A 21,347-nucleotide genomic window follows, 5' to 3' on the forward strand; every position below is an offset into this window, starting at 1 on the left:
GCCGGCCGCTGGCCGGCAACCCAGGATCACGTAGTGCCGGCCGCTGGCCGGCATCCGGAAAACACCACAGAGTCCGCCATGAGCCGCAAGCACGCCTTCCAGTTCCTTGACCTGCCCCGCACCATGCCGCAGCGCATCCCGGTGGAACTGCGCACGTCCGGCGACTGGGGCGAGCTGTACGGCAAGTTCGGCAAGGAAGACGCCCAGTACCAGGCGGGCCGCTGCCTGGACTGCGGCAATCCGTACTGCAGCTGGAAGTGCCCGGTGCACAATGCCATTCCGCAGTGGCTGCAGCTGGTGCAGGAAAACCGCATCCACGAGGCCGCCACGCTGTGCCACAGCACCAATCCGCTGCCGGAAGTGTGCGGCCGGGTCTGCCCGCAGGATCGGCTGTGCGAAGGCAGCTGCACGCTGGAGGAATTCGGCGCGGTCACCATCGGCGCGGTGGAGAAGTACATCGTCGATACCGCACTGGCCAGTGGCTGGCGCCCGGACCTGGGCGCGGTGCAGCCGACCGGCCACAGTGTGGCGGTGATTGGTGCCGGCCCGGCCGGGCTGGCCTGTGCCGACCGCCTGGCACGCGCCGGCATTGCCGCCGTGGTCTACGACCGCTACGAGCAGATCGGTGGCCTGCTGCAGTTCGGCATTCCCAGCTTCAAGCTGGACAAGGACGTGATCCATCGCCGCCGTGAAGTACTGGAAGGCATGGGCGTGCAGTTCCGCCTCGGCGTGGAGATCGGCCGTGACCTCAGCGTGCAGCAGTTGCTGGAGACCCACGATGCGGTGTTCGTCGGCACCGGCGCCTACCGCTACACCGACGGTGGCCTGGTCGGCCAGGACCTGAAGGGCGTGCTGCCGGCGCTGCCGTTCCTGGTGCAGAACAGCCGCATCGTTGGCGGCGATGACCCGAAGGGCCGGCCGATCGCCGGCTGGGAAGACACCATCGCCCTGCCCGACCTCAACGGCAAGCGTGTGGTGGTTCTGGGCGGTGGCGATACCGGCATGGACTGCGTGCGCAGCGCGGTGCGGCTGGGCGCGGCCAAGGTCACCTGCGCCTATCGCCGCGACGAAGCAAACATGCCCGGCAGCGCGCGCGAAGTCGCCAATGCACGCGAGGAAGGAGTGCGCTTCCTGTTCAACCGGCAGCCGCTGTCGATCGAAGCCGGCGCCGACGACGAGGTGATCGGCGTGACCGTGGTCGAGACCCGGCTGGGCGAGCCCGATGCCAATGGCCGCCAGAACGCGGTGCCGATCGAAGGCAGTGAGTCGCTGCTGGAGGCAGACGTGGTGATCATCGCCTTCGGCTTCTCGCCGAGCGTGCCGGCGTGGCTGGCGGAACTGGGGGTGGAAGGCCAGCCCAATGGCCGCATCCTCGCCGGCGGCAAGGACCGCCTGCCGTTCCAGACCGCGCATCCACGCCTGTTCGCCGGTGGCGACGCGGTGCGTGGTGCCGATCTCGTGGTAACCGCGGTGGCCGAAGGCCGCGACGCCGCTGCCAGCATCGTCCGCCTACTGGCGCACTGAGTCCGGCAACAGCAGCACTTCCAGCAGCGCGCGCAGTTCGTGCGCCTCCACTGGCTTGGCCAGGAAGTGGTCGATGCCCGCTTCACGGCAGGCCTCGCGCGTGCGTTCCAGCACGCTGGCGGTCAACGCAATGATCGGCACCGGAGCACGGGCAGCGCGGGTATCGCGACGGATCGCGCGCGCCAGCGCGAAGCCATCCATGTGCGGCATATGGCAGTCGGTGATCACCAGGTCGAACGGTTGCGCCTGCCAGGCCTCCCATGCCTGCAGCCCGTCGCTACAGGTGTAGACCTGCAGCCCCAGCTCGCACAGGCGCTGCTCCAGCAGCTGCAGGTTGGTCGGATGGTCTTCGACAACCAGCAGCCGCGCCGGCGGCAGCGCCCGCGGCGCAGCCCTCGCGGGCACTGGTGCGTCCCTGGCTGCCACAGAGGCCGCCAGATCCAGATCCAGCCCTACCGTGGTGCCCTTGCCCTGCATGCTGCGCAGGTGCAGCTGCCCGCCCATCGATGCCGCCAGCTCACGGCAGATCGACAGACCCAGCCCACTGCCGCCGAAGCGGCGCGTGGTCGAGGTCTCGGCTTGTTCATAGGCGGCGAACACCGCCTGCTGGCGCTCCACGCTGATGCCCACGCCCGTGTCGGTCACCTGCAGGCGCAGTCGCTGGCCGCCGTCGCGCTGCTGCAGCACGCGGACCTGCAACACCACGCTTCCCTGCAGAGTGAACTTGAGCGCATTGCCGGCCAGGTTGAACAGGACCTGCCGCAGGCGCAGCCCGTCAGCCAGCGACCAGGGCTGCAACGTCGGGTCGATCTCGCTGCACAGGTGCAGCCCGCGGCTGGCCGCGACGGGCATCAACAGCTGCTGCACCGCGTGCACCAGCGCCGCCAGATCGGTCGGACGCAGCTGCAGGGGCGCCGGCTGCAGGCGCTGGCTGTGCAGCACATCGTCGAGGATCTGCCGCAGCATCTGCGCTGCGTCACCGACGGTGGTCAGCACCTGCCGCTGGCCCGCATCCAGGTCCGTGCCAGCCAGCCGCTCCAGCATGCCCAGCAGGGTGCTCATCGGCGTGCGGATCTCGTGGCTCATGGTCGCCAGGAAATGGCCCTTGGCCAGCGCCGCCTGCTCGGCCGCGCGGCGCGCCTCGGCCAACGCCGTTGCGCGCGCCTGGGCTTCGCTGACGTCCATCCAGTAGCCGCTCCACTCCACGCTGCTGTCATCGCACGGCAACGGTCGTCCCTGTGATCGGACCCAGCGCCAGCCCTGCGCCGACCGGGTGCGGAAGGTAACGTCGATCGGACCGCGTACGAGCGCGGCCGCTTCGATGCTCGCCATCACCCGGCTGCGGTCACCGGCATGCACGGCCGCCAGCAGCTGCAGATGGTCGATCCGCTCAGTCTCCACGGCTACGCCGAACAGTGCCTGCACGTCGCCGGCGATCTGCGCCAGGCTGTAGTGGCCGGTTGCCGAACGGCGCGCCTGGTAGACCACCGCCGGCAGGTTCGCGGTGACTTCATGCAAGCGCTGCTCCAGCACCCGGCGACGCACGCTCTCGCGATGCACGCGCCAGTAGCCGAAGGCATGCAGCAGTATGAGCGCGAGCAGGATCAGCGACACCGGCACCAGCCAGCGCAGTGCCGAACCGGCGGGCCGCGCACGTGGCAGTTCCGGCAGCCAGGCACTGCGAACCGACGCCCGACGTGCATCGCCCTCCCGCTGCAGCTCCCGGTCGAAGGCAGCGACCACCGCGGCACAGGTCGGTACGGCGGCCAACACCAGTGCATCGCCGAAGCCCGCGGGTGCTGCGATCACCAGAGGGTCACCCGGCACGGCGCGAAGCGCGGCTTCGACTTCGGCGAGATTGGCCACCACGGCATCGACCAGCCCGGCGCGCAGCAGTGACAGCGCGTGGTCCAGCGGCGCCGGTGCCAGCAGCTGCGCACCCGGGGCCTGTTCGGCCAGCAATGCGTCCAGCGGCAGCCGGTCCGGGCTGGCCACGCTGCGGCCACGCAGTCCCTCCAACCCCAGCACTGGCGCTGCACCCTCGCGCCGCACGATCACCTGTGGCACTTCCAGGTAGGGGCTGCTGGTCACCCAGCCGGTCGGCAGCTGTGCGCGCGGCCAGCCCAGCAGCACCTGGGTGCCAGCCGGCAGCGGGTCATCGGTGAGCACCGCTGCGGGCAATGGCTGCGCATGCTGCACTGCCTGCGGGCCCAGCAGCGGCAGGTAATCCGCAGCCAACCCCGCAAGGTCGCCCTGCGCGTTGTATGACAGCGGCGGCCGATCGGAACGCCATGCCACCTGCAGTGGACTCGCACAGCCGGACGCAGCAGCGATGCCGGGCAGCAACAGCGATGCCATGACAGCGGCGACGGCGCGGCGGCCGGCGACATTCACGGTAGACATCCTCATTTCGCGGGCAGGAACCACGGCCGCGCAGCGGTACCGCTGCCAGCCACGCTAGCGAGGCGCGCTTCCGCGACAATGAGAAAAATTGGAAAAACATCCCTATCGGCGAATGCCGACATACACTGCCGCTTCTACCCGTCCCTACGGAGCGCTCGATGCGTATCGGCCTGGCCGCCAACCGTCTCCATCACCACGATGCGCGCGCCGCGCTGTTCCGCTGGCTGCGTGCCAGCGAGGCCGGGCTGCGTGAACTGGGGGTATCGCTGCACGCGGTCGGGCGCACCCACGATGCGATCGAACGGCAGGGCTTCCTGGCCGGCTACGGCGGCCTGCACCGCTACCCCTACGGCCGCGAGGGTGGCCTGATGAAACTGGTGGCCGAAGTGGTTGGCATGGGGCCGGAGCGCACCCTGGACGGTGCGATCTACCTGATCGACCCGGTCGATCCTTCCTCGGTGTTTCCGGAGGCAACCGCGCTCAAGCGGCAGTGCGTGATCCACGGCAAGCCGTTCATTTCAACCGTGGCCACTGCGCGTGACTGGATCGAGGTGGAACGCGTCCACGCCGGGCTGGCCGCTGATGCCGGTGCCGACGATCTGCATGCCTTCCAGCACCAGACGCTGGCGCTGATCGCGCACGACGCGATGAAGCCGGCAATGCTGGCCTTCGCTGACGAGCACTTCGATGTGCTGGCACGGTTCGGCGAGCGCGTGGCGACCGGCACCACCGGCCAGCGCTTGAACGAACTGGCCTGGAGCCGCGGCTGGCCCAGCGATACGCCGTGGGTGACGCGCTACCAGAGTGGCCCGATGGGCGGCGATGCGCAGATTGCCGACCGTGTGCTGGAGGGGCGCTGCCAGCGCGCGATCTTCTTCGAGGACCCGCATGTGGCACGCCAGCACGAGGCCGATATCCAGCTGTTGGAACGCGCGGTGACAACGGTGACCGACCAGGCGGTGTGCATCACCGCGCCGCGGGTGGCGGCGCGGTGGGCGACCGCGGCGGCATTGCGGGCGGGGTGAGGGTTTCGGCCAACGGCTGCGCCCCTCGTGGTGGGTGGGGGCTGCACGATCATGAGGTTGGGTCGCGCTTCTGTAGAGCCGAGCCGATGCTCGGCTGCTGTTGATCGCGAGGGCCGGATATCTGCGCCACGTGCGGCAGCCGAGCGTGGGCTCGGCTCTACAGTTACAGCAGCTGGCGGAGCATGGCTTTCAAGCGGCGCCCTTCCAGCTGGAAGTAGTCGCGCTGCTCGCGCCACGCGGGGAAACGTTGTTCGACTTCATGCCAGAACGCGGGCGAATGATTCGGCTGGATCAGGTGGCAGAGTTCGTGCACCAGCACGTACTCGAACGCTTCCGGACGACCGAGCACCAGGGCCAGGTCCAGGGCCATGCTGCCATCGGGGGCCAGCGAGCCCCACTGCGAGGACATCACCTTCAGGCGCAGGCGGCTGGGGGCGCGCGGCAGGGTGGGCAGGTACTTCGGCAGCCAGCGGCCGACGTCGGCGCGGGTCTGCGCTTCATAGAACTCGCGCAGCAGGCGGCGCAGAGTGGCGTCACCACCACGGGTCGGCCACTGCACGCAGGCGCCATGCGCGTCGATCTCCAGCCGCGCGTAGCGGCCTTCCTGCCAGCGCAGCGGCAGCAGTTCGCCGCGCAGGGGCAGCACGCCGTCTTCGCCGGGCTGCAGCGGTGCCGGCAGGCCCTGGCCCTGGTACTGCCGCAGTTGCAGCGCCAGCCAGTCGCGGTGCTGTTCCAGGAAGCGTTCGCCCATCACCAGGCTTGCGCGCGGGGGTAACGTCAACCGCGCGCCACGCTCGTCCACGCTCAGCTTGATGCGCCGCGCGCGCGGATCGCGCACGCGCAGCACCTCGATCTCGGCATCCTCCAGGCGCAGGCGAACGGTGTCGCGCTGTACGGTGGCGGGCGGGGTCGGAGTGATCAGGCGGCGCAGCAGACGGCTCATGCGCCCAGCATAGCGCTGCTTCGGGCCGCCGGATGACCGGCGACCGTCGGGCTGCCTGTTCAGTCAGCCTTGCTGAGCTTGAACGCTTCTTCCAGCAACAGGAACAGGCGGCGGATCTCGGCGCTCTGCAGGGCGAAGCGGGCATCGAACTCGGCACGGCGGCCGTCTTCGTCGGCATGCTCCAGCTGGTCCAGGGCGCCGTCGAGGAACTTCAGCTTGCGCACGATCAGGTCGTCGCCGATCACGAACGACAGGTTGTCCTCGAAGATCAGCGCCAGCTTGGTCACCTGCTTGCCGGCGTCCAGGTGCTTGTCGATCTCGTCGCAGCGCAGTTCCTGGTGCTGGCACTTGACCACCGCGCCGCCTTCGACCGGATCCTTCATCTCGCACTCTTCGCCCAGGCTCAGCCCGGTCGGCAGCGGCTCGCCGGCGATCCAGCCGGTCAGGATCGAGCGCGGCGCGACTTCGGCGTTCAGCGGCATCGCCGGGAAGCTGCCGAGCAGCCCGCGGATGTCGGACATGAAGTATTCGCCGGTCTTGCGGCTGGAGGTATCCACCGCCACGTAGCCGTGCTGCAGGTCGATGAAGGCATCGTTGCGCGAAGACTTCACGAAGGCGCGCGGCAGCAGTTCATGCAGCAGGTCGTCCTTCATGCGCTTGCGCTCGCGGCCACCCGGGCGCCGCCCTTCCTTCTCCTCGATCTCCTCCAGCTTGCGCTCGAGCAGGTCGTTGACCACCGCCGCCGGCAGGATCTTGTCCTCGCCACCCACGGTCAGCCACAGGTGTTCGGCGATGCGGTGGGACAGCAGTTCCTTCTCCTCGCGGCCGAACGGCGAAATGAAGCCGCGCGAATTCATTTCCAGCGCGCCGACAGGCTTGAGCACGGCGTGCGGCAGCAGGGTATCGACTTCGGAAAAATCGGTGGTGGTCGGGAAACGGAAGAACGTCAGGTTGCGAAAGAACATGGAATTCCGGATGGCGAAGAGGAAGGGCGACCGACCTTAAACGGTGGGCGTCTCGGGATCTGCGTCGGCGTCGGCCGGGGAGCCGGCCAGCCAGGCATGGGCGTCGGGCAGCGGCGTGTCGTCGCGACGGCCCAGCGCCATGAAGTCGAACAGGGTGGTGTCGGCCAGCTGCGAGGGCCGGACTTCACCCATGGCGCGCGCGATCTGCTCGATGCGGCCCGGATGGTCCTTTTCCCACTGCTTGAGCATCAGGCCGACCTGGCGGCGCTGCAGGTTCTCCTGGCTGCCGCACAGGTTGCAGGGAATGATCGGGAACTGGCGTGCCTGCGCGTAGTCGACGATGTCGCGCTCGCGCACGTAGGCCAGTGGCCGGATCACCACGTGCCTGCCGTCGTCGCTGCGCAGCTTCGGCGGCATGCCCGCCAGCTTGGCGTGGTGGAACAGGTTCATGAAGAACGTGGCCACCATGTCGTCGCGGTGGTGGCCCAGCGCGATCTTGGTGAAACCATGGGTCTCGGCGTAGTTGTACATCGCGCCACGACGCAGGCGCGAGCACAGCGAACACATCGTCTTGCCCTCCGGGATGACCCGGCTGACCACCGAATAGGTGTCCTGCTCGATGATGTGGTACGGCACGCCCAGCCCGGCCAGGTACTCCGGCAGGATGTGCTCGGGGAAGCCCGGCTGCTTCTGGTCCAGGTTCACCGCCACCAGCTCGAACGGCACCGGCGCCTTCTTCTGCAGCTGCAGCAGCACGTCCAGCAGGGTGTAACTGTCCTTGCCGCCGGACAGGCAGACCATGACCTTGTCGCCGGCCTCGATCATGCCGAAGTCGGCAATCGCCTCGCCGACCTGGCGGCGCAGGCGCTTGGCCAGCTTGTGCTGCTCGCGCTCGGCCACGCGTGGATCGCGGGCGGCGCGCGGCTGGGGATCGGGAAGGGAAATCACGGCACTCATGGGTTCCATTCTAACGGCTCGGAGCCGCCCCGGCCGGGGGTCGGGTTTCCCCTCTCCCGGCAGTCATCAACGCTGTGTATGCTCGGAGGCTGTGGATACCTACAGCCCCGCCGAGATCGTCGAGCACCTCGCCGCCCTGCGCGCCGAGCACCGCCTGCTGGATGAACAGATCACCCGCATGGCGGCCAACGGCGAGGACGAACTGGAAGCCAAGCGCCTGAAGCGGCGCAAGCTGCAGTTGAAGGACTGCATCGCCAGGCTGGAAAGCCTGCAGATTCCCGACGAGCCGGCCTAAAGACCGTCCTGGTGGGTGCCAACCTTGGTTGGCACGGCTGGAAGGTGTGGACCAAGGTCCACACCCACCGCAGGAGCCGGCGCTGCCTTCAATCCTGCGGCGCAGGCTCGTCCGGGCGCGCTGCTTCAGGGCTGACCCGCTCGATGGTGTGGCGCAGCTCGCGCCCCAGGATGAACTTGGCGTCCTTGGCCCAGGCATCCAGGCGTTCATCGAACAGCAGCTTGCTGTTCTCGTCCGGCCACACCAGGCGCAGTTCGCGCAGCTTCTGGATGAAGCCGCGGAACAGGGCCTTGTCGAAGAACTCGGGAGCGGCCGGCGCATAGAGCAGGCTCAGGCGCTGCGCGGCCTGCTGGCACAGGCTTTCCAGCTCGGCCGCACCGAGCACGCCCGGGCCGTTCTTCACCAGCACCGAGATGGCGATGTAGTAGCGCTCGAACGCCTGCTGCAGCGAATGGCCGATCGCCCGCAGGCGGAACACCTCGTCGGTCTGCCCGGTGTTGCGTGCCAGGATGCCGCCGTCGTCATCGTTGACGTTCTGCAGCAGGCCTTCGCGCACGAACACGTCGATGGTGCGGTCAATGCGCTGCGCGAACTCGTCCTCGCTCCACGGCAGGAACAGCTCGGCCTGCAGGAACGGATATACCGTGCGGCCCAGCTGGACCAGCCCGGTACGGCTCATGCGGCGGTTGTTCTGGAAGCAGCAGGCCACCCACGACGAGGCGGTGAACAGGTGCACCACGTTGTTGCGGAAGTAGCTGAGCAGCACCGCGGTGTCCCCGCTGACGCTGAGCACATCGCCGAGCGGGTGCTTGATGCGGGTGAGGACGTTGATCTCCTCGGCGTGGGCGATGATCCGCTCCGGCGAGTGCGGGGTCACCGTCACCCGGTCCGAGTACGGCATCTCGACCAGCAGCGTCTTGCACAGCTCGATCTGCGCGATCAGGTCGGCCTCGCCCATCGCGTGCTTCGGCGTGGACAGCAGGGCCAGCGCCAGCAGATTGATGGGGTTGACGTCGGCAGCGCCGTTGATGCGCACCTGGATGCGTTCGGCCAGCGTATCCACCGTGGTCGACAGCCAGGCTGGCTTCTCGTCCTCGGACACCGCCTCGCCCTTCCACTCCGGGGCCTTCTCGGCCAGCACGTCGTTCAGCGCGATCGGCTCGCCGAAGTTCACCACCACCTGGCCGTAGTTCTGCTTGAGCACCTTGGGGATGCCCCACAGCAGCGACCAGATCGACTCCTTTTCCTTCGGCCGGCCGGACAGTTCGTCCAGGTAGCTGCCGCCCTCCATCAGCTTCTCGTAGCCGATGTAGATGGGCTGGAACAGGACCGGCTTGCGCGGCTGGCGCAGGAATGCACGCAGCGTCATCGAGATCATGCCGCCCTTGGGCTGCAGCAGGCGCCCGGTACGCGAGCGGCCGCCTTCGACGAAGTACTCCAGCGAATAGCCACCGGCCACCAGCTGCGCGACGTACTCACTGAGCACTGCAGAGTACAGCGCATTGCCACGGATCGAACGGCGGATGAAGAACGCACCGCCCTTGCGCAGCAGGGTGCCGACCACCGGCAGGTTCAGGTTGATGCCGGCGACGATGTGCGGCGGCACGATGCCACGGTCGTACAGCAGGTAGGACAGCAGCAGGTAGTCCATGTGGCTGCGGTGGCTGGGCACGTAGACCACTTCGTGGCCCGGCGCGGCGGCCTTGAACTTGTCCAGGTGGTGCACCAGCACGCCCGCATAGATGCGGTTCCACACGTGGCTGAGCATGAAGCTGGCCGAGCGCACCACCGGGCTGGAATAGTCCGCAGCGATTTCCCAGGCGTAGGCGTGTGCCTTCTTCCAGGCATCGGCCGGCTTCGAGTTGTCGCGCTTGGCCTGTGCGGCGATCGCTTCGCGGACCGGCTCGGCGGCCAGCACCTGGTCCACCAGCAGGCGCCGGGTCGACAGGTCCGGGCCGATCACCGATTCACGGATGCGGCGGAAATGGGTGCGCAGCACGCGCTGCAGCTTGCGGACCGTGCGCTCCGGCTCCAAGCCTTCGTCGACGGTGCTGCGCAGCGAGATCGGCGGGGCGAAGCGCACGATGGTATTGCGCCCGTTCAGCAGCAACCCCAGCAGGCGGCGGAAGCGGCCCACCAGCGCCCAGTTTTCCGAGAACAGCACCGCGAACCAGCCGCTCTGCTTGTCCGGCGCGCGGCCGACGAAGATCGACACCGGCACCAGGTGCACATCCAGGTCATCGCGCACGCGGTGCGCCTGCAGGACCTTGGCCAGCGAATCGGAGTGGGTCTTGGCGCCGCGCTGCTCGGGAATCAGCGAGTTGCTGGAGCTGCGCCGCGACAGCGCCAGATAGGCGCGCTTGCGGCCGGTCGGATCACCGGCCAGCGGCACCAGCGGCGACGGCAGGCCGGCCTGGCGGCAGGCCTTGTCCAGGATCAGCGCGTTGGACAGGCCGTAGTCTTCCAGCACGTACATGACCGGGCGGCCATCGTTGTACTGGCCCGGGTCTTCCGGTTCGATCTTCAGCGACAGCCACGGCTCGACCAGGCGACCGAGCAGTCGGGCCCACAGAGGACGGCGGCCGGCCGGACGCGCGTGCGCGGGCGGCGGTACCGGGTTCGGGCCAGTACCGGTCGAGGGGGACGCCGGCACCGTATCGGCGGGCGTCGACTGGGATTCTTCGCCGGGGAACGGCAGCGGGTTCTGTTTCGACATCGGCGCCATTATGGCTTAGCCGGCGGTGTTGCCGCTTCCCCACCCTCGGCGGGGGCTTCGGCCGGTGCTGGCGACGCAGCCGCGCGGGCCGCATCGGCCTTGCGCAGCAGCGCGTCGGTGTCGGCCAGGGTGCGGGTCAGGTACCAGTGGCCCTCGCGCCGGCTCAGTGGCAGCTGCAGGGTCATCTCGCGACCGGCCAGGTCGTAGTGCAGGCGCACCAGCGCATTGTCACCTTCCACCGACAGCAGTTCGCCGCGCACGCTGCGCAGCGCGTCGTCCACGCCGAGTCCGTAGCTGCCCAGCACCGCCTTGAGGGTGTGGATGAACGGCGCCAGCTGCTGCAGGCTGCCTTCCATGCCGGCCGCCTGCAGGCCGGCTTCATCCTCGAAGCCGACCTTGCTGGCGGCGCCGACCAGCGCGGCGATGGTGCTGCGGGCACGTGCGCGGTCGCTGATCGGGGCAGCCTGCGCCCACCCCGCCAGGGTCTCGACCAGGGCGATGTAGTGGGCCTGCTGGCTGGGCGTGTAGCCCTTCTGGTGGCGCAGGTACTGCACGCCGAAGCTGCCCATCGACTGTGCGGCCTGGCGCACGGCGCCGGCCTGGCCAGCCAGCTGGCGATCGAAGCTGCGCTGCAGTTCGGCGCTGGCATCGGGCTTGCGCAGTGCGGCCAGCATCGGCAGCAGCTGGTCGCCCAGTGGCAGCTCGGTCAGCGGCCACTGGCTGTGGCCTTCCACCCACGCCTGCTGCAGGCGCTGGTACTGGCCCGGCGGCACCGACAGCTTTGCGTAGCCGACCAGATCATCTTCGGCCAGGCGCAACGCCATCGCCTGTACTGCAGCCACCGGCTCGGCCGCCGGCCTGGCCGGATCGTTGGCAGACTCGCGGCACCCCGCCACGGCCAGCAGCAGCATGGCCGCCAGCCCCCATCCACGCGCAGACTTTCCTCGCACCGCCACGCTCATGCACTCGGACTCCCCGGACCGGCCCGCATCTTGCGGCCTGCGACGTGACAGCGGCAAGCCGGGACGTCACGGTTTCCAGCCAAGGGGGTCAGATCTCCTCTGCTGCGGGCAGAAGGGATCTGACCCCAGCGCCGCCACCGGGATAAAAAAAGAGCCCGGATCACGGGGATCACAGGCTCTTCAAGCCGGCGCGGGGCCGGAGGACAGTGTTGTGGCACATGTCCGGCCCGAGGACCGGATGGCGGCGATCCTACGCTGCCGCTCAAGTTAAGGCAACACTTCACGTAATGCCATGTATGTATTTGATTTTATTGTATCAATCGCGTTGCCAAACCGCTTCGATGAAATCTACGGCGTGTTTTTCGGCGATTCGGGCATAAATCCCCGGATAGCCGGCCAGCGCACAGCCCTCGCCCCAGCTGACGACACCGAACTGGGTCCAGCCTTCACGCAGGCGCAGCAGCAGGGGGCCTCCGGAATCCCCCTGGCAGCTGTCGATGCCCTCGCGGCCGGCGCAGATGACCTTTCCACGTGACAGTTCACCGCCGTAGGCCTGCTGGCATTCGGTGAAGGAAACGAACGGCACCTGCGCGGTCTGCAGCTGAGTCGGATAGACACGGCCATCGCCGATGTCGGTGTCTCCCCAGCCGATCACCGTGAATTCACGGCCCGGCTTGAGATAGCTGGCGTCGGGCCGCAGCTGCAGTGCCACCGGCTGTGCACCGTCCAACGGTGCGCTGAGCTGGATCAGGGCGACGTCGTGCTCCAGCGAATTGCCGCTGTTGAATGCCGGATGGACGTGGATCGCCTTGACGTTGGACGGTCGTGGCGCGGCGTCGGTGGACAGGGTCGTGACCTTGCCGACAACGGCGATGCCACCAGGCGCTTCGCCCTGCATGCAGTGCGCGGCCGTCAGCACCCACGAGGGCGAGATGAGGGTGCCCCCGCAGAAGTGGCGGTCGTGGTCCGAATCGCCGTCGAAGATGCCCTGGATGCTGACCATGAACGGGTACTCGTCGGCCGGCGCCGCTTCGCCGCCGATGATGCGCGGCGCATCGCGCAGCTGCGGCGCAGCGATGGCGGGTACGGCAGACGCGGCCAACAGCAGGCCGATGAACAAAGAGGTGCTGCGATACATTTCCCTGTACTCCTCTGTCGATGGTTGGAACCGGTGCGGTCGCGGTCCGTACCGGTGCATCGATTGGGGAGCAGTGGAGAGGCCCGCAGCGCGAACGTGCGCACAGTTCTCGTGGCTGGCGCTGCGTGCGACAGATTCAGCCCCACAAATGCGAACGCCATCCCGCATGGATCGGGATGGCGTTCGTGGTGCCAGCGTGACCGGCGTCGGTGGTGGGCTCAGCGTGCAGCCAGAGCCGACGCGATTTCCTGCTGGATCGCCCGCGCTGCGGCCTGCGGATCGGCGGCCAGGCGGATCGGGCGACCGACCACGATGGCATCGGCGCCATCGGCAAAGGCCTGCGCTACGCCAACGGTACGCTTCTGGTCATCGCCGACCGGGCCACCGGGGCGGATGCCAGGGCAGACGATCGAGAATCCGCTGCCGGTGGCAGCGCGGATCGGGCCGGCTTCCTGGCCCGAAGCGATCACGCCATCGATGCCGGCGGCCTGGGCAGCCAGCGCGCGCTCGACCACCACGTCCACCGGTTCGCGGTCGATGCCCATCTGTGCGAGGTCGGGGCGCCCCATCGAGGTCAGCACGGTCACTGCCAGCAGGCGCATGTCGCCGCTGTTGGCGGCCGCGCACGCCTCCATCATGGCCGGGTGCCAACCATGGATGGTGGCGTAGCTGACCGGCCACTGCGACAGGCGCTTGATCACCGCCGCAGCGGTGGCCGGAATGTCGAAGAACTTCAGGTCGACGAACACGCGCTTGTCGCGGCGGGCCAGCTCATCGAGCACCTGGAAGTACTCGCCGGAGGCGAGCAGTTCCATGCCGATCTTGTAGAAGGCCACGCTGTCGCCAAGGCGGTCGACCCACGCCAGCGCCTGCGCGCGGTCAGGCACGTCCAGCGCGAAGATCAGGCGCTCGTCGTCGCGCAGCGGCAGTGGCACGCGGCTCATGGTGCGTAGTCCAGGGCGGCGCGCTTGGCGTCGTGGCGGGCCTGGCGCGACTGGCTGTAATCGTTGTTGAACTGCGCCGGCTCGAAGCCACCGTAGGTCGGGTTCGGCAGCATCCACCAGCGCTCGCCGAACCAGTCGTGGTACTGCTGCAGCAGGACGTCACGGCCTTCGTTGGTGTTGGTAGTCACTTCCACGAAGTCACCCAGCTGGTCGCCGAACTGCATCAGCACGCGGTACTTCTGCCCGGCCAGGCGGCGGCGGCAGTTCTTCTCGCTGCCGGCCTGCTCGCAGCCCTCGACCACGGTGCCCAAGCCCAGGAACACGCTGTCATCGGCCACCGGCAGGCCCTGCTCGCGCAGGTTGGCCAGGGTCGCGTCCTTCAGGTGCACGGCACGGTTGGAGATGTACAGCAGGGTCACGCCCTTGGCGTTGGCGGCCTTGGCGAAATCAACCACGCCCGGAATCGCCCTGGCCTTCTTTTCGGCCACCCACTGGTCCCAGCTCAGCTCGTCGTATTCCTTGCCGTCGCGCACCAGGCGCGCCTGGTAGGGCGAGTTGTCCAGCACGGTCTCGTCCACGTCCAGCACCACGGCCGGCTTCAGGCCCTTGGCCTCGTTGCCGCGTTCTTCCGGCACCAGTGCGTCCCAGTGGGCCTCCTTCAGCGCCGCATCCAGGCGATCGGCGGCGGCCCGGTAGGTCTGCTCGGTGATCGCCCTGTACTCCTGCGCACGCTGCATCCACAGCACGGCGTTGAGGTTGTCGTTGGCGGTGGCATCACGCGCGCCATCGGCCTTGGCGGCAGCGGCCGGGGCCTCCGGCGCGGCGGCTTCGGCAGCAGGCGCGTCCACGCGCTTGCAGGCGGACAGGCCCAGCGCCGCAGTGGCGAGCAGGGTCAGGGACAGGGAAACAGGACGACGCATGGATTCACCGGCAATCAGATATACCGGCGCATTTTACCGGCAAAGGCGGCCCCGGGACGGCTATGCTTGGCGGTTGACCCGTTGCCCTTCCGGAGGCCGCCATGACCGATTCCACCCAGACCCCCGACGTCCCCCTGCTCGACGCCGTGCAGGCCCGCCTGCTGGGCTGCCTGGTGGAGAAGGAGGCAACCACACCGGACACCTACCCGCTGACGGTCAATGCGGCCCAGTCGGCCGCCAACCAGAAGACCGCCCGCGAGCCGGTGATGAACGTCGACGCCGGCAGCGTGCAGCACGCGCTGCGCCAGCTGGAAGCACTGGGCCTGGCTCGCCAGCACTTCTCCTCGCGCGCCGACCGCTACGAGCACCGCCTGCAGGCCGCGCTGGACCTGACCCGGCAGCAGACCGTGCTGCTGGCGCTGCTGTTGCTGCGCGGTCCACAGACCCTGGGCGAGCTGGTGTCGCGCAGCGAGCGTCTGTACCGGTTCGCGGATATCGACGAAGCCCGCCACGCCATCGAGCGCCTGCAGCAGCGCGCGCTGCTGGTGGTGCTGCCGCGCGCCAGCGGCCAGCGCGAAGACCGCTACATGCACCTGCTGTGCGGTGAAGTGGATGGTGCCGCGCTGGCGGCCAAGTATGCCAGCAGTGGCGGTGGCAGCAGCGATGCGGCCGATCCGGGCCTGGCCGAGCGCGTGGCCCAGCTGGAAACGGCCGTGGCCGAGCTGCAGGCGCAGCTGGCAGAACTGCGCGGTTGAGGGGGTGGGTGCCGACCAACGGTCGGCACTGCATCTGAATCGTGCCGACCAACGGTCGGCACCTACCAACATCAGGGGTCAGACCTGCGCCGCACCCAGCGTGGCATACAGCCGGCTCGGGCTGTCCACGCCCGGCAGCTGGATCACTCCGCGCTCCTGCATGCCCAGGCCCAGCAGGATCTTCCCGGACACCACGTTGTCCAGATCGGTAATGCCATACAGATCCTGCAGGCCCAGCGCTCCGCGTGCATGCGCGAACACCGCACGCGCCGCCTCACCGACGTAGCCTTGCCCGGCAAATTCCGAGAGCACCGCATAGCCGATGTCCGGCCCCGGCAGGCCATCACGCCGCACCAGCCCGGCATTGCCCAGCCACGCGCCATCGGACAAGCGCTCGATGGCATACATGCCGAACCCGTTCAACGCATAGCTGTGCAGCACCCGCAGCGCGATGTACTCCCGCGCCTGCTCCTCGCTGTGCACGTTGCGGTCGCCGATGAAGCGCACGAAGCCTGGATCATTGAGCAATACCAGCATCGGCGCAGCATCCCGGTCTGGTTCCAGGCGGCGCAGCCGCAGGCGTTCGCTTTCGATGGGATGCATGGGTGGGCTCCGGAAGGAATACCTCGATTTTGCAACGCCAGCGCCCGCCGTGCAGCACGCTCAGGCCAAGTGGGCCACTACGATGCCCAGCCTAGCCACATGCCCCGTCACGCGGGCCGAACAGGATCGGCCAGTAGCGCACGCACAGGCGATGGACGCATGCGGCGATCAGGCAGAACCCCATGCCCATCAGCGCCAACAGCAGCGGTGCGCCCCAGCGCAATCCCGGGTGCTGGATACGAGCCTTGGAAGGCATGCCGCCGGGATACAGCACCTGTACCTGTTCGCCGACCACGTACAGTGGTGCCCCGGTAGCAAAGGACGCGGTGAACTGAATCATCTGCCCCTGTGCGGTCTGGAACCTCACCACCGGGCGATGCAGGGTGATGTCATGTGCGGGCATCCCCTCCATTTCCGACCGGGCATCCTCTGCCTGGACGGCCACCACCGTTCCGGTTACGGAAACGGCCTTGCGCGCGAAACGCTGGACGTCCACGAACAGCCAGGCGGCGGCCAGAAGGATCAGCAGGCCCACGGCAAAGAAAAACAGCAAAAAAACATCTGAGGAGGGTGGGCATGGTGCTGCCGGGTTGATCGATCAGCGTGCAGGTGCCGGCGCTGATCGAATGAAGGAGGTATCGACATGGTAGTAGCGCGGATTGCCCGGCATGACATGGACATCCAGTTCACGCCCACTCACCTGTGCACGGGGATCGGCCCAGAGATACGCACTGTGGAAGACATGCCATCGAGTGGTTTCAGGATCGCGCCAGGCGCAGACGATGACGAACGGATGCCTTCCCCCCGAAAATACTCCGCGATCGCGCTTGATCGCCCGGACCTTGGCTTGCACCCGTGTCCCGTGGCGAAGGAGCTGCCTGCGCCGCCATGCCCTCGCCGCCTGCGGCAGGTGCATAAATCCCACCGCCAGCAGGAATGGGCCGCCGCCCAATCCCAGTATGACGCTCAGGCCCCAGGGTGATGAGAGCGAACGCACCAGGGCCTTGTCCGGGCGGTCCGGCAGGTACAGCACATCTACATGATCGCCCGTCATGTAGGCACGATGGCGGGTACGACCTGCGAAGAACCGCATCACTTGCCCGCTGCTGGTAGTGAAGTCCACCCAGTACAGGAACTTCACCCCTGAAGTGCGCGAACCACCGCGATCAACGCTGACGGCATCCACATGGGTGATCCTGCCATCGGCAATGACCGCCGCATCGAGGAAGCGCCTGGCCCCAACGTAGGCCAGAAGCGCTGAAACAAGCAGGACCACGCCCAGCCCGAGGAAGGTACGGGTGAGAACAGGATGGATGTCGTTGGACACGATGAAGGACACGGCGCGCACTTCGGGTGCGCTCACACTAGGTCTTAACCCGATGCAGGCTCAAGGCCAGAAGCGTCAATCGGACGGATTGGAATACCACTTTAGTGGCTTTTCGATCCTCAATCGAACAGCGCCTCGATCGCGGCCAACCCCGCCGTCGCGCGCTCCTTCTTCCGCGCTGCATCGGCCACCGGGTCAGCACCGTCGCGCTGGATCTCCTCGGCCGGGATCTCATCGAAGAACCGGCTCGGCTTCAGCCGCACATGCTCGCCGAACTTGCGCGTGAGCTTGCTGTAACTCATCCACAGCTGGATCTTGGCGCGGGTGATGCCCACGTACAGCAGGCGCCGTTCTTCCTGCAGGTTGCCCTCGTCCAGGCTGACCTGGTGCGGCAGCACGCCGTCCTCGCAGCCGACGATGAACACGTACGGGAATTCCAGGCCCTTGGAAGCGTGCAGGGTCATCATGCGCACCTGGTTGCCGCCCTCGTCCTTGTCGCTGCGCGACAGCAGCGCCAGCTGGCCGGCCAGGTCGGCGGCGGTTGCACCGCGCGGGCCGCCCTCGAACCACTGCGCCAGTTCCTCGATGTTGTTGGCGCGACGCTGGTAGCTGGCCTCTTCCTTGGCCTGCTGGCGCAGCTCGCTCAGCAACCCCGATTCCTTGGCCACCTTGCGGATCATGTCGCCGGACGTCACCTGGCGCATCTGTGCACGCAGGTCGCGCAGGATGTCGGTGAACCGCGCCAGGCTGTTGGCCGCGCGCGGTGGGAGCTGCTGCAGGGCACCGATGGTTTCGGCCACATGCGCCATCGGCATGTCCTTTTCCTGGGCCAGCTCGGCCAGCTTGGCCAGCGTGCCGGCACCGACGTCGCGCTTGGGCGACTGCACCGCACGCATGAACGCGGTGTCATCGTCCGGGTTCACCAGCAGCCGCAGCCAGGCCAGCGTGTCCTTCACTTCCTGGCGTTCCAGGAACATCGTGCCGCCGGTCAGGTGGTAGGGGATGCGCAGCAGCTGCATCGCCTTTTCCAGCGGCCGCGACTGGAAGTTGCCGCGGAACAGGATGCAGAAGTCACTCCACGGCACGTTGCGCGACTGCGCCACGAAGGCGATCTCGGCGGCCACCTTTTCCGCCTCGTGTTCGCTGTTGCGGCATTCCCAGACCCGGATGCGCTCACCGTCGGCCTGGTCGCTCCACAGCTTCTTCAGGTGCTCGTGCGGGTTGTTGGCGATCAGCGCATTGGCTGCGCGCAGCACGCGGTTGGAGCAGCGGTAGTTCTGCTCGAGCTTGATGATTTCCAGCGTGGGGTAGTCACGCCCCATCTGCTGCAGGTTCTCCGGGTTGGCGCCACGCCAGGCGTAGATCGACTGGTCATCGTCACCCACGCAGGTGAAATTGCCCTTCTCACCAGCCAGCTGCTTGAGCAGGCGGTATTGCGCGTCGTTGGTGTCCTGGCATTCGTCCACCAGCAGGTAGCCGATGCGCTCGCGCCAGGCCAGGGCGATCTCGGGGTTCTCTTCCAGGATCTGCACTGGCAGGCGGATCAGGTCATCGAAATCGACCGCATTGAACGCGGTCAGCCGCAGCTGGTAACGCTCGTAGACGCTGGCCGCTTCCTTCTCGCGGTTGCTGCGTGCGGCGGCCATCGCCTGCTCGGGCGACAGCCCGGCGTTCTTCGCGCGCGACACCAGGTTCTTCATGTCCTCGATGTCATCGGGCTTGGCGCCGTGCATCAGGTCCTTGATCTGCGCGGCGGCATCATCGGCATCGAAGATGGAGAAGCCGCGCTTCAGGCCCACGGCGGCATGTTCGATCTGCAGGAACTTCAGGCCCAGCGCATGGAAGGTGCAGATGGTCACCTCGTCAGCGTCCTGCTCGCGCAGGCGCTTGGCCACGCGCTCGCGCATTTCCTTGGCCGATTTGTTGGTGAAGGTGATCGCCGCGATGCGGCGCGCCGGATAGCGGGCACTGCCGATCAGGTGGGCGATCTTCTCCACGATCACCCGCGTCTTGCCGCTGCCGGCGCCGGCGAGCACCAGCAAGGGGCCTTCGATGTGCAGGACGGCGGCGGCTTGGGGGGGATTGAGACCGTGCATGGGGACAGGATTGTAGCGGGGTGCCGGCGGGCCGACCTGACTTGCATGACACCTGGCCGTAAGGTATTGAGTCGACACCGGAACACAGGAGCGTGGTCCATGTCCTTGAACATCATCGCCCGCCCGCTGGTGGCTACCCTGCTGGGCCTGCTGGCCGTGCCTGCGGCCGGGTCCGGCCCGCCGCCGCGCACGGATGCCTATGAAGCGATCGTGCTGCAGTCGCACGAGTTCCTCGTCTACCATCCGGACCTGCGCTTCCGTGGGCTCGGCATGCAGGCCCGCGAACGGGGCCGCCACGAAGAAGCCCGCAACGACTTCCGCAATGCCGCGCGCTACGGCGACAAGCTGTCACAGGCAGCGCTGGCCGACATGCTCTGGAACGGGCAAGGCGGTCCGGCCGACCGCGCCCTGGGCTATGCATGGATGGACCTGGCGGCCGAGCGCGGCACCGAGTGGCTGGTGGTACAGCGCGAACGCTTCTGGGAGGCGCTGTCCGCCGACGAGCGCGAGCGCGCGGTGCGCGAGGGCCGCGCGCTGTATGCCGAGTTCGGCGATCCGGCCGCGACGCCGCGGCTGGAACGTGAACTGCGGGCCGGCAGCATGCGGCAGACCGGCAGCCGCGCCGGCTGGAACGGCGCCATGCGCAGCCAGGGCCGTGGCGATGCGGGGGCCCGTGTGCTGCAACCGGAAAAGCACCAGTTGGCGCGCTACTGGGACCCGGTGGCCTACCGGCAATGGCAGGACGAGGAGCTGGCCAGATCGGGGCAATGAGCCACGCCTGCCAGGCCATCGTTGCCTCGGCGCTGCTGGCACCGGGGTACGCGACAGCCGGCACGTGATCGCCCGGCCACGGCCGATCCGCGACGGCGGGCCGGGTGGCGACTAGAATTGGCCGATGGCCAAGCTCTACTTCTACTACTCGGCGATGAACGCCGGCAAGACCACCACCCTGCTGCAGAGCGCGCACAACTACCGCGAGCGCGGCATGCGGGTGGCGATCCTGACTCCACGCCTGGACGACCGTGCCGGCGCCGGCGTGGTCGCCTCGCGGATCGGCCTGCGCGCTGACGGCATGGCCTTCGACCGCGATACCGACCTGCAGCGCTGGGTGGAGCAGGATCTGGCAGCCAACGGCCCGATGGGCTGCGTGCTGGTGGACGAGGCGCAGTTCCTGACCCGCGCCCAGGTCTGGCAGCTCAGCGAGGTCGTCGACCAGCTGCGCATTCCGGTGCTGTGCTACGGCCTGCGTACCGACTTCCGCGGCGAGCTGTTCGAAGGCAGCCAGTACCTGCTGGCCTGGGCCGACGAGATGCAGGAAATCAAGACCATCTGCCACAGCGGCAAGAAGGCGACGATGACCGTGCGCGTGGACGAGCACGGCCACGCCGTGCAGGACGGCCCGCAGGTGGAGATCGGTGGCAACGACCGCTACGTATCGGTCAGCCGCGCGGAGTTCAAGAAGATCACGCGCGGTGAAGGGCGGATCGACCCGGCGCAGGCGCCCCTGCCGCTGTAAGGGGTGTTCTTTTGCAGGGCTTGCAGCCCTGCACCTGCTCAACGCAACGGCAACGGCCAAAGCCAAAGCGGCATTCCGCGGGATGGCGGGGGGGGGGGGGGGGGGGGGGGGGGGGGGGGCGCACGCGCCCGCGGGGGGGGGGCGGCGGCCGCCCCCCCCCCCCCCCGCCCCCCCCCCCCCCCCCCGCCCCGCCTCTGACTGGTTCACTCGGCTGTTGGTAGGTGCCGACCGTTGGTCGGCACATCTGTCAGATATCGA

Annotated in this window: 19 protein-coding genes; 6 read left to right on the top strand and 13 right to left on the bottom strand. The window is 67.9% G+C overall.

The features are described from left to right. Window positions 1–78: 78 nt before the first annotated feature. Window positions 79–1,524, top strand: a complete 1,446-nt coding sequence (locus RCF13_RS04030; protein WP_061479919.1) for an FAD-dependent oxidoreductase — start codon at window positions 79–81, stop codon at window positions 1,522–1,524. Here RCF13_RS04030 and RCF13_RS04035 read toward each other — a convergent pair. Next, window positions 1,510–3,918 (bottom strand): response regulator, encoded by a 2,409-nt coding sequence (locus tag RCF13_RS04035; RefSeq protein ID WP_134967899.1) that lies wholly within the window; start codon window positions 3,916–3,918, stop codon window positions 1,510–1,512. The two genes, RCF13_RS04030 and RCF13_RS04035, sit on opposite strands and share 15 nt — an antisense overlap. 167 nt (window positions 3,919–4,085) lie before the next feature. Between RCF13_RS04035 and RCF13_RS04040 the strand changes: the two genes are divergently transcribed. Then, complete coding sequence (locus tag RCF13_RS04040; protein ID WP_061479921.1) at window positions 4,086–4,952, top strand: methylglyoxal synthase; 867 nt, start codon at window positions 4,086–4,088, stop codon at window positions 4,950–4,952. Window positions 4,953–5,115: 163 nt separating this feature from the next. On the opposite strand, the gene RCF13_RS04045 is transcribed toward RCF13_RS04040, so the two are convergent. The 3 genes from RCF13_RS04045 to ttcA are packed head-to-tail and all read right to left on the bottom strand — an operon-like array spanning window position 5,116 to window position 7,817. Continuing rightward, window positions 5,116–5,895 (bottom strand): SprT family zinc-dependent metalloprotease, encoded by a 780-nt coding sequence (locus RCF13_RS04045; RefSeq protein ID WP_061479922.1) that lies wholly within the window; start codon window positions 5,893–5,895, stop codon window positions 5,116–5,118. Window positions 5,896–5,954: 59 nt separating this feature from the next. Continuing rightward, complete coding sequence (locus tag RCF13_RS04050; RefSeq protein ID WP_005421064.1) at window positions 5,955–6,860, bottom strand: recombination-associated protein RdgC; 906 nt, start codon at window positions 6,858–6,860, stop codon at window positions 5,955–5,957. A gap of 36 nt (window positions 6,861–6,896) precedes the next feature. Next, window positions 6,897–7,817 carry a tRNA 2-thiocytidine(32) synthetase TtcA gene (gene ttcA / locus RCF13_RS04055; protein WP_308140890.1) on the bottom strand — a complete coding sequence of 307 codons (921 nt, stop codon included), beginning with the start codon at window positions 7,815–7,817 and terminating at the stop codon, window positions 6,897–6,899. Between the two features lie 91 nt (window positions 7,818–7,908). Here ttcA and RCF13_RS04060 point away from each other — a divergent pair, with 91 nt between their 5' ends. After that, window positions 7,909–8,112: a YdcH family protein gene (locus RCF13_RS04060; protein WP_005421068.1), complete on the top strand. Its 204-nt coding sequence runs from the start codon at window positions 7,909–7,911 to the stop codon at window positions 8,110–8,112. Between the two features lie 88 nt (window positions 8,113–8,200). On the opposite strand, the gene plsB is transcribed toward RCF13_RS04060, so the two are convergent. The 5 genes from plsB to RCF13_RS04085 all read right to left on the bottom strand — a co-directional run bounded on the left by plsB (window position 8,201) and on the right by RCF13_RS04085 (window position 14,792). Continuing rightward, entirely contained in the window at window positions 8,201–10,837 is a 2,637-nt protein-coding gene (plsB, locus tag RCF13_RS04065) for a glycerol-3-phosphate 1-O-acyltransferase PlsB (RefSeq protein WP_061479924.1), read from the bottom strand. After that, window positions 10,837–11,790, bottom strand: a complete 954-nt coding sequence (locus RCF13_RS04070) for a hypothetical protein (RefSeq protein ID WP_061479925.1) — start codon at window positions 11,788–11,790, stop codon at window positions 10,837–10,839. Before RCF13_RS04070 ends, plsB begins: the two co-directional genes overlap by 1 nt. Window positions 11,791–12,106: 316 nt before the next feature. Next, the gene (locus RCF13_RS04075; RefSeq protein WP_061479926.1) at window positions 12,107–12,928 is read right to left on the bottom strand and encodes a serine protease; all 822 of its coding nucleotides are present in this window, start codon (window positions 12,926–12,928) and stop codon (window positions 12,107–12,109) included. Window positions 12,929–13,146: 218 nt separating this feature from the next. Then, complete coding sequence (pyrF, locus tag RCF13_RS04080; protein WP_134967872.1) at window positions 13,147–13,872, bottom strand: orotidine-5'-phosphate decarboxylase; 726 nt, start codon at window positions 13,870–13,872, stop codon at window positions 13,147–13,149. After that, window positions 13,869–14,792, bottom strand: a complete 924-nt coding sequence (locus RCF13_RS04085; protein ID WP_134967871.1) for a 5'-nucleotidase, lipoprotein e(P4) family — start codon at window positions 14,790–14,792, stop codon at window positions 13,869–13,871. The genes pyrF and RCF13_RS04085 overlap by 4 nt, the downstream gene beginning before the upstream one ends. Before the next feature lie 101 nt (window positions 14,793–14,893). Here RCF13_RS04085 and RCF13_RS04090 point away from each other — a divergent pair, with 101 nt between their 5' ends. After that, the gene (locus RCF13_RS04090) at window positions 14,894–15,547 is read left to right on the top strand and encodes a DUF480 domain-containing protein (RefSeq protein WP_061479929.1); all 654 of its coding nucleotides are present in this window, start codon (window positions 14,894–14,896) and stop codon (window positions 15,545–15,547) included. Window positions 15,548–15,625: 78 nt separating this feature from the next. Here RCF13_RS04090 and RCF13_RS04095 read toward each other — a convergent pair whose 3' ends face one another. From RCF13_RS04095 to rep, 4 genes are all read right to left on the bottom strand, one after another. Then, complete coding sequence (locus RCF13_RS04095) at window positions 15,626–16,150, bottom strand: GNAT family N-acetyltransferase (RefSeq protein WP_134967870.1); 525 nt, start codon at window positions 16,148–16,150, stop codon at window positions 15,626–15,628. A gap of 91 nt (window positions 16,151–16,241) precedes the next feature. Continuing rightward, on the bottom strand, window positions 16,242–16,703 hold the full coding sequence (locus tag RCF13_RS04100) for a DUF3592 domain-containing protein (RefSeq protein ID WP_181357850.1): 462 nt from the start codon (window positions 16,701–16,703) through the stop codon (window positions 16,242–16,244). A 45-nt stretch (window positions 16,704–16,748) separates the two neighbouring features. Then, window positions 16,749–17,489, bottom strand: a complete 741-nt coding sequence (locus RCF13_RS04105) for a DUF3592 domain-containing protein (protein WP_181357849.1) — start codon at window positions 17,487–17,489, stop codon at window positions 16,749–16,751. 107 nt (window positions 17,490–17,596) lie between these two features. Beyond that, complete coding sequence (gene rep, locus RCF13_RS04110) at window positions 17,597–19,573, bottom strand: DNA helicase Rep (RefSeq protein WP_134967867.1); 1,977 nt, start codon at window positions 19,571–19,573, stop codon at window positions 17,597–17,599. A gap of 99 nt (window positions 19,574–19,672) precedes the next feature. On the opposite strand from rep, the gene RCF13_RS04115 reads away from it, so the two are divergent. Then, the gene (locus tag RCF13_RS04115) at window positions 19,673–20,344 is read left to right on the top strand and encodes an SEL1-like repeat protein (protein ID WP_061479934.1); all 672 of its coding nucleotides are present in this window, start codon (window positions 19,673–19,675) and stop codon (window positions 20,342–20,344) included. A gap of 124 nt (window positions 20,345–20,468) precedes the next feature. Then, window positions 20,469–21,089, top strand: a complete 621-nt coding sequence (locus RCF13_RS04120; protein ID WP_008264720.1) for a thymidine kinase — start codon at window positions 20,469–20,471, stop codon at window positions 21,087–21,089. Window positions 21,090–21,347 lie beyond the last annotated feature (258 nt).

Origin of the sequence: Stenotrophomonas maltophilia group sp. RNC7 (genome assembly GCF_030910085.1) — a bacterium.
In the GTDB taxonomy this organism is placed as follows: domain Bacteria; phylum Pseudomonadota; class Gammaproteobacteria; order Xanthomonadales; family Xanthomonadaceae; genus Stenotrophomonas; species Stenotrophomonas sepilia.